This window comes from Methyloglobulus sp. (assembly GCF_046714055.1).
Lineage (GTDB): Bacteria > Pseudomonadota > Gammaproteobacteria > Methylococcales > Methylomonadaceae > Methyloglobulus.
Genome location: NZ_JBKKBJ010000123.1, coordinates 21,681 through 27,680, shown reverse-complemented (window position 1 = coordinate 27,680; position 6,000 = coordinate 21,681). Strand labels below are relative to the sequence as shown.

5 protein-coding genes are annotated in these 6,000 nt (G+C 47.0%); 1 reads left to right on the top strand and 4 read right to left on the bottom strand.

What is annotated here, in order from left to right; genetic code table 11:
• Positions 1-562: 562 nt before the first annotated feature.
• A complete protein-coding gene (locus ACLQ6D_RS07570) occupies positions 563-1,888 on the top strand; it encodes a replication-associated recombination protein A (protein ID WP_411726679.1) in 1,326 nt (441 codons plus the stop codon).
• 479 nt (positions 1,889-2,367) lie between these two features.
• Here ACLQ6D_RS07570 and ACLQ6D_RS07565 read toward each other — a convergent pair whose 3' ends face one another.
• The 4 genes from ACLQ6D_RS07565 to ACLQ6D_RS07550 all read right to left on the bottom strand — a co-directional run bounded on the left by ACLQ6D_RS07565 (position 2,368) and on the right by ACLQ6D_RS07550 (position 5,837).
• Positions 2,368-2,553 (bottom strand): hypothetical protein, encoded by a 186-nt coding sequence (locus tag ACLQ6D_RS07565; protein WP_411726678.1) that lies wholly within the window; start codon positions 2,551-2,553, stop codon positions 2,368-2,370.
• A gap of 292 nt (positions 2,554-2,845) precedes the next feature.
• On the bottom strand, positions 2,846-3,046 hold the full coding sequence (locus ACLQ6D_RS07560; protein WP_411726677.1) for a hypothetical protein: 201 nt from the start codon (positions 3,044-3,046) through the stop codon (positions 2,846-2,848).
• Positions 3,047-3,156: 110 nt separating this feature from the next.
• A complete protein-coding gene (locus ACLQ6D_RS07555) occupies positions 3,157-4,566 on the bottom strand; it encodes a hypothetical protein (RefSeq protein ID WP_411726676.1) in 1,410 nt (469 codons plus the stop codon).
• A gap of 8 nt (positions 4,567-4,574) precedes the next feature.
• Positions 4,575-5,837: a hypothetical protein gene (locus ACLQ6D_RS07550; protein ID WP_411726675.1), complete on the bottom strand. Its 1,263-nt coding sequence runs from the start codon at positions 5,835-5,837 to the stop codon at positions 4,575-4,577.
• Positions 5,838-6,000 lie beyond the last annotated feature (163 nt).

Here is a 6,000-nt window from a genome sequence, read left to right as displayed (position 1 = left end):
TCGAGCTGATGCGCTTCATTAACTCCGACAACACGGCCAAACCCCATAAGGGTTTGGATAACGCCACCCCTTATGAAATACTTACCGCTTATTTTAATCAACCCATCTATAAACAACCCTGAGATTTCTTACAACTTAGCTGTTTATAGCTTCTCATGTGCTTTCTCATCTTTGGTCGGATTGAAAAAACGGAAAACTATAGCAGCTAGCCTTCTTCAAGTCCGATAGTTAACAATTGCACTTATGCGATGAATGTAAGAAACTATATTAAATTATCAATGCTGATATTATTAGGTGTACTTGGATTCTCATGTCGGTTTATACCGATAAGTTAATCATGCTATATTTTGAGAACTATCCAGGAAATCTTCCAATACCAAGTCAGTGCAAGTCGCGAGCCCTTTGTTTCGTTGGCGTTCTGGGCATGGTTTGGCATTTTTGTCCGGTGCGGTTTAGCTGCTGTGCATAACATAGCATTCTAACATTGCGCTCAACACGGATTGGTCTTGATGATTGCGCGTTATTTTACAGCTCTCTGGCCAACCGGTTAGCTTAACGTTATATGACATTACCCGCATCCATGCCTGATGACCTGACAAAACCCCTGGCCGACAGGATGCGGCCAAGACAGTTGAGCGAGTATATCGGTCAACAACATATCTTAAAACCGGGCAAACCCCTGTATGAAGCCATTAAATCAGGACATCTGCATTCCATGATTTTTTGGGGGCCGCCAGGATCAGGAAAAACCACCTTGGCACGAATAATAGCGCAACATTCCGACGCAGAGTTTATCCCTATTTCTGCGGTACTGTCAGGGGTTAAAGACATCAGGGATGCGGTCGCACAAGCCAAACAAATCCAGAAAGGGGAGCACAGGCCTACCGTGTTGTTTGTTGATGAAGTACATCGCTTTAATAAATCGCAACAAGACGCTTTTCTTCCGCATGTGGAGGACGGCACGGTCTACTTTGTTGGCGCGACGACAGAAAACCCTTCGTTTGCGCTAAACAATGCCTTGTTATCACGGGCCCGCGTCTATGTGCTTAATTCCTTGGTAGCCGACGATCTACTGGCAGTTTTAAACCAAGCCCTGAATGATACTGTCAGGGGGCTAGGTACTTTAGATATCATAATGGCTGAACCTATCAAACAGCAATTTGCACAGGCTGCTGATGGCGATGCCAGACGATTGCTGAATCTCCTCGAAATTGCTGCCGAATTGGCTTTGGCGCATGACGAACGGGAGATAAGCGAGTCGTATGCCACCGAAGTGCTCTCGGGCGGGGTCAGGCGTTTTGATAATCAGGGCGAAGAATTCTATAACCAGATATCCGCCTTACATAAATCCGTGCGCGGTAGCTCCCCTGATGCCTCGTTATACTGGCTGTGCAGGATGATGGATGGCGGTTGCGACTTGTCTTATCTGGCCAGAAGAATTGTCAGGATGGCATCCGAAGATATTGGCAACGCCGATCCAAGGGCTTTACAGATTGCGATCAATGCCTGGGAAGCGCAGGAACGTCTAGGTAGCCCGGAAGGCGAACTGAGTTTAGCCCAAGCAGTCGTTTATTTGGCCTGTGCGCCAAAAAGTAACGCTGTCTACATGGCTTACAACGCTGCGATGCGCGATGCTAAGGAGCATGGCAGCTTACCCGTGCCAATACACTTAAGGAATGCACCGACAAAACTCATGAAATCGCTGGATTACGGCAAAGAATACCGCTATGCACATCATGAACCGGAAGCCTACGCAGCCGGAGAGAATTATTTTCCCGAAGGGTTAACCGGATGTCGTTATTATCAGCCAGTGGATCGGGGGCTAGAACTTAAGATAGGAGAGAAACTAAAACATCTCAAAGACTTGGACAATAAATACCGGAAGTAATGCCCCATCTTTCAGGCGATCTAAATGTCTGGGTTTGATTTGGCATAATTAAAGGGAACCCCTATAAGGGAATCTCTATCGCAATATAACTTACCATACTGCGAAAGCCCTGAAATTATTTGAATTGTTTCCACATTGAGGCCAGCCCGGCTTGCAACGCCCTCTTTACTAACGAATTTGCCCCTTGTTATGCCCCAACAAGCGCAGCTTCCCTGTGGTTGTACCTCAAAGTTCGGTTGCCTGGCCTCGCCGCGCTTAATTAGCTGCACTAGGCGCATCATGTTGTAGGCCACAAACATCAGGCCAATCTTCACCTTGGCACGCTGCAGGTCGACGTGCGCACAATATGCCAGCCCATGTGCGCTTGGGCGTCAAATATAGGTTCGATGTGGGCGCGCACTTTGGGTTTGGTACGGTTGGACGCTATCTGTGCGTCGGCGGTTAGGCGCTGTTCTTGGGCTTCAGGCCGGTACGGGCTGTCAGCATACGCCGCTCACTTGTTGCTGGCATCCGGTATCCGGTATTCCAGTTGCAAGCCCTAAAAACGCATGAAACTGAAGCGGTTCCGTATCTGGTATTTGATCCTTATCGTCTGACAGGTTGTGCAGTTGCTGGAGCGCCAGCAACTTGAACATCAGCGCGGCGCGTTCTTCTACGTCACACATCCAGGTTGGCGGGGTGGTTTCGTCGGGTGACTGTCATTTATTGGGGTTGTCGTTATTGCCTCATTTCGGCGCTATCTCGGAGCGACTAAAATTCGGGGAGGTTAGTGGAATTATTAGAGGTGCCCATTACATTTGACGTTTTACAGGTCCTGTAATGTCGTCTATTTCTTCTTTAGCCTTATCTATTTGAGTTGTCGTTTCGCCAAGAAGATTGTTTTTTTGCCTTGTTGATTTCTGATGTGATATTCCCAGCCATCTCGGTCAGTGATATAAGGGGGGGATCTCTAAAAAATCAAAAAGCTCCTTTTCCATTCGGGATGCCTACAAGGATGTGGGTAAGTAGGTGGAAAAATGCTCCTGCATTTTCCACATTCACCACATCCATGTGGTTTGGCAACGCAGGACGACAAACTGCTCCTGCGTTTGCTGCATTCAGTACGTCCTGGATTTTAGCAGTTGCCGAGAAGTCTGAGATGATGGCTTTAAAAATCAATTGTTTACTCCAATTTCACCCTATCCCTCCCCCTAAAGGGGAAGGGAGTTTTTAGAGGCTTCCATAAGATTATGCGCTAAAAGTTATTAAAATCAGGTCTGAGCGAAACCTTACAGATCGGCAGTATCCTCTGGGTTTGCAGGGGCAGGGATGGCGGGAAGTTCATCCAGCTTGGTTTTTTTGACTTCTTTCAGCAACTCGCCACGGTGTTTTTCCAGGATCAATAGCTCAATATCTCGGCGTAAGTAGTTATCCAGTTGCTGGGTGGCGCTGAAGCGTTTTTCATGTTCCTGAATTTGCATTTCCAGTTCCATGTCCTTCAGACGGGCTTCGTGCATCAGCTTTTCCATCAGCAGGCGCTCCTGCAGTTTTTGTTCTTCGGCTTGCTTAGTGTCGAGCAAGGCCAATGCAGCCTCATTTTCCAGTTGTTTAAGCCGCTTTTCCTGTTCTATTTTCTCAACCTTAAGCCGTTCATGGACTGCGCTCCAGGCTCCCTGATTTTTTTCAAATCCTGCTATTTCGGCAGCGAGCTGGATTTCTTTGAGATATTGTTGATGTGCAAGCCGTTCTTGCAGTAATTGTTGTTCGGTTTCGAGTTGTTTAGAGTGGATCTCTTGCTGGGTTTTGGTGGCGGCTTCCTGCTCCATGCGTTTCAGGTTCTGTTCGTGGTAAACCTGTTCCCTGTGAACACGTTCCTCAATGAGGAATTGTTCATTCAATTGCCGTTCCTGCTCTTCCAGGCGGCGCTTGAGGTTAAGTGCGGCTTGTTCTTGTTCGATGCGGTGCAGCGCTTGTTCCTGATTATACTGGTCGATAAGGCGTTGTTGCCGTTCCAGGCGTTGCTGCTCAAGGACTAGTTCTTGCCGCAAGCGTTCCTTGTTTTGCTGCTCCTGGGTTTCGAAGTTTTTCTTTAATATTTTCAGGTAAATATCGTCATGGGCAAAGCGGCTGTCCAATTTGTTGGGATCGCCTATCTCGGAAAAAGTGGTGAGCATTTCACATAAAGCGCTGCACTGGATATTTTGCAGGGTCAGGGTTTCGTTAATTTGCATTTCGATACGCCGTTCCACAGTAGACAGGCCTTGTTCTACCCAATCACCATTGACCAGTTTATGAAGCTCTTGATTGACGGCATCCCTAATCAGCCCTTCGCAACGGGACTTGATGTGCTGATTGATGTTGGGTAAGGCTTCCAGATTGGTCTGGGCGCACTTGATAGTAGCTTGATAACGGATAGTCAGTAGCGCATCAATCGTACAAAAATCGCCATAAAGCCTAATTTGGCTGTTGAACCGCCATTCATCGACGGGGAGAGGATATGTGCGGTGATAAAAACGGGGGTTAAACAGCGGTGGCCGCTGGTAGGCTTTTTGGAATGGGCCCAGTTGGGCAATGACAATTTGCCTGCCGCCATCAAAGCCTGGATCCCAGGTGTCGCTGACGGAATCGGCTTCTGCGCTGATTTCCGCTAACCACTGTTCCAATGGGGATTTTTCTGGAGGCAATTTTTCGGCGTTCATACCTTAAACTAACTATTGCGAGGATTATTTTGCGCGGATACTTGGGCTTTTTTAATTTTTTGCAATTTATCGCCCATTTTCTCGGCCATTAATGGGTAAAGGTTCGGTGCAAACTCCACGCGCCGTTCATCCACCTTACGCAGAAACCCACGGCTAAGCAATAGGCCGACGGCAAACATACGCGGCCAATCGACATAATGCCGGGCGCGTTCGATTTCAGTTTTTTCAATGATAATTTCCACGGTATCATTTTCATTAATGCGGAATTCACTGAATTGTTTAAGGCATTCAAAAACCAGTTCTTCTTCTTGTTCGGTCAAAGGGCCCGGCGCTGAAAATTCCAGGCGATAGGATAACAGTACGGTAAAAAAATCCACCATCCCGGCGATAATCAGGGGAAAAAGGGTGAATTTGGGCAGGTTATTGACCGTGGGTTTTACGGTTTCCGTGAACTGGGAATAGGTCATCAGGATAGGCGCTGAAGGCAAATTAGTGCGGTATTTGGCAGTTAACTGGTTAAATTCCAGTTGCACCTTATGCAAGCCCTGGGAAACTTCCTGATAGGCTTGCTCGCTATGGGCAAGATCACTGTCCAACTTGTTAAGGCCAATCTGGAGTGTGGCAATGGATTGGTCAACCAGGCTGAATCGTTGTTCGAGTTGGGCTAACTGCGCTTTTTTTTCCTGATAGATCTTGTTGACATGCCGCCACACAGGGCCCTCGCCAACTTGATCCCGGTATTGGGGGGGGATTTCAGGATGGGTGCCGAAATAACCTTGGGACACTCCTTTCGCCAGCTTTTCCAGTTCCATTTTTTGTTGCGCCAAAAGACTACTTTTTACAACGACCAGTTTTTTCAAATACGCATCGACTTGATTTCCCACCTCATTGATGCGCTCGATGCGGATCGTATCGTGTTCCGATATTTCGTAGAATTTGAAATAGGAAAACGCCATCGATGCCACAAAAGCAATCACTAGCGAAACCAACACGCTGAAATAGCGTAGCCGGTTGGCTTTGAGGTGAATACCCGCAAGTTCAAATGAGCAGATGACGATAATAGATTGAATTGCAATGGTAATAATCAATGCAATCCACGGCGTAATAAAGTAGGACATCCCATAAAACGTGGTAAATCCTGATGCCAGACTGAGCAGCAGCACTATGGGGATTGACCAGATTCGCAGCAAACTGACAAACAGTGTCTGGATAATGTTGATCAACCGGCCAATACCGCCGCTTTTTAGCTTTGTAAGAATTCGATTTTCCATCGCGTGTTTTTATAGTTGTTATCTAAGCGATCTTATAAATCAATTAGTTGGGTCGCACGAACTCGTCATGACGTTTTAAATCAGATCGGAAGTTTAGGCGAAACGCCTGGTAAATGCAAACACCTTGGCGATGATATTGAAAACGATTGCAGAACAATTGCTT